This window comes from Mycolicibacterium arseniciresistens, from assembly GCF_030519285.1.
GTDB classification, from domain to species: Bacteria; Actinomycetota; Actinomycetes; order Mycobacteriales; family Mycobacteriaceae; genus Mycobacterium; species Mycobacterium arseniciresistens.
Genome location: NZ_JAUMSQ010000535.1, coordinates 1 through 1285 on the forward strand (window position 1 = coordinate 1; position 1285 = coordinate 1285).

Annotated in this window: 2 pseudogenes; both read left to right on the plus strand. The window is 70.4% G+C overall.

The window, feature by feature from the left end:
- Positions 1-750 (plus strand): annotated as a pseudogene (locus Q2100_RS31305) (hypothetical protein); the annotation flags it as partial.
- 24 nt (positions 751-774) lie between these two features.
- Positions 775-1285: pseudogene (locus Q2100_RS31310) on the plus strand (hypothetical protein); the annotation flags it as partial.

The window sequence follows — 1285 nt, forward strand, 5'->3', positions numbered from 1 at the left end:
GAGCACCCACCCCGCCGTCGCCGACCAAGGGTGCGGAGGAACTCATCACCCTCCCGACGGCGACCATCTTCGTCGACGCCGACGACTGGAACGCCCGCGCCGCCGAGCGGCGGCACCGGCAACTCACTGCTCGCCGGCGTCGCCGCCCGGCTCGCCGAACGGGCCGGACGGGTCACCGCCGAGGGTTCGGTCACGTTGGGGGTGCCCGTCAACCAGCGGACCGCCGACGACACCCGCGCCAACGCGGTCACCAACGTCGACGTCACGGTCGATGCGACGCGAGCGACCACGGACCTCAGCGAGATCCGCTCCGCGACGAAGCAGGCACTGATCCATCGCCAGGACACCCCCGACGAGCGGATGGCCCTGCTGCCACTCGTTCCGCTACTGCCCAAACGGCTCGTCCGGCGCTGGGTCAACGTGTACACGCCCAGCACCACCAGCGTGGCCTCCTCCCAGCTCGGCGCCGCGCCTTCGATCGTCGCCAGCCCGGACGGCACCGCTGCCGACTACATGTCCCTGCTGTCGGTCTGCCCGGGCGTCACCAAGGCGACCGTGCAGCTGTCCAACGGGATGATGGCGCTGATCTCGGCGGAGGTGAACGGACGGGTCTTCGTCTCGGTCCTCGCCTACCAGCCCGGCAGCGTCACCACCAACAGCGAACTGCGCCAGACTCTTTCGCTCATCATGGACGACTTCGCACTGCCCGCCACCATCGGCTGGCCCACCACCGCGCCCGCAACGCACTGACCGAACAGACAGACAGGAAAGATCATGGACAACACACTCGGCCTCTTCGACCAGGCCTTCTTCACCGGCGAACGCGTCACCGGCGCCACCGGTCTGCTGCAGACCGTCTGGGTCTACGACCGCGCGATCGACCTCGACGGTGTGCGCCGGTTCCACCACCACCTGCAGCGCGGCCGAATCTCCCGCCTCATCGAACGCTCACCGCTGCCGTTCGGGCGGTACCGCTGGGTCGCGGCCGACACCCACTCGGACCTCGAGATCGTCGCGACCCCGCGGCCGCGCGAAGAGTTCGACGAGTGGCTGCGCGAGCAGGCAGGCACTCCGCTGGATGCCGAACACGGCCCCGCATGGCACCTTGCCGTGCTGCCGTTCACCGACGGCGGAGCCGGTGTGAGCCTGCTGATCTCGCACAGCCTGACCGACGGTGTCGGGCTGTTCCGGGCACTGGCCGACGCGGCGTGCGGTCGCGACGACACCATCGCCTGGCCCGCCGCCGGCTCGCGTGCGCGATGGCGGGCGGTCCGCGAGGACGCCC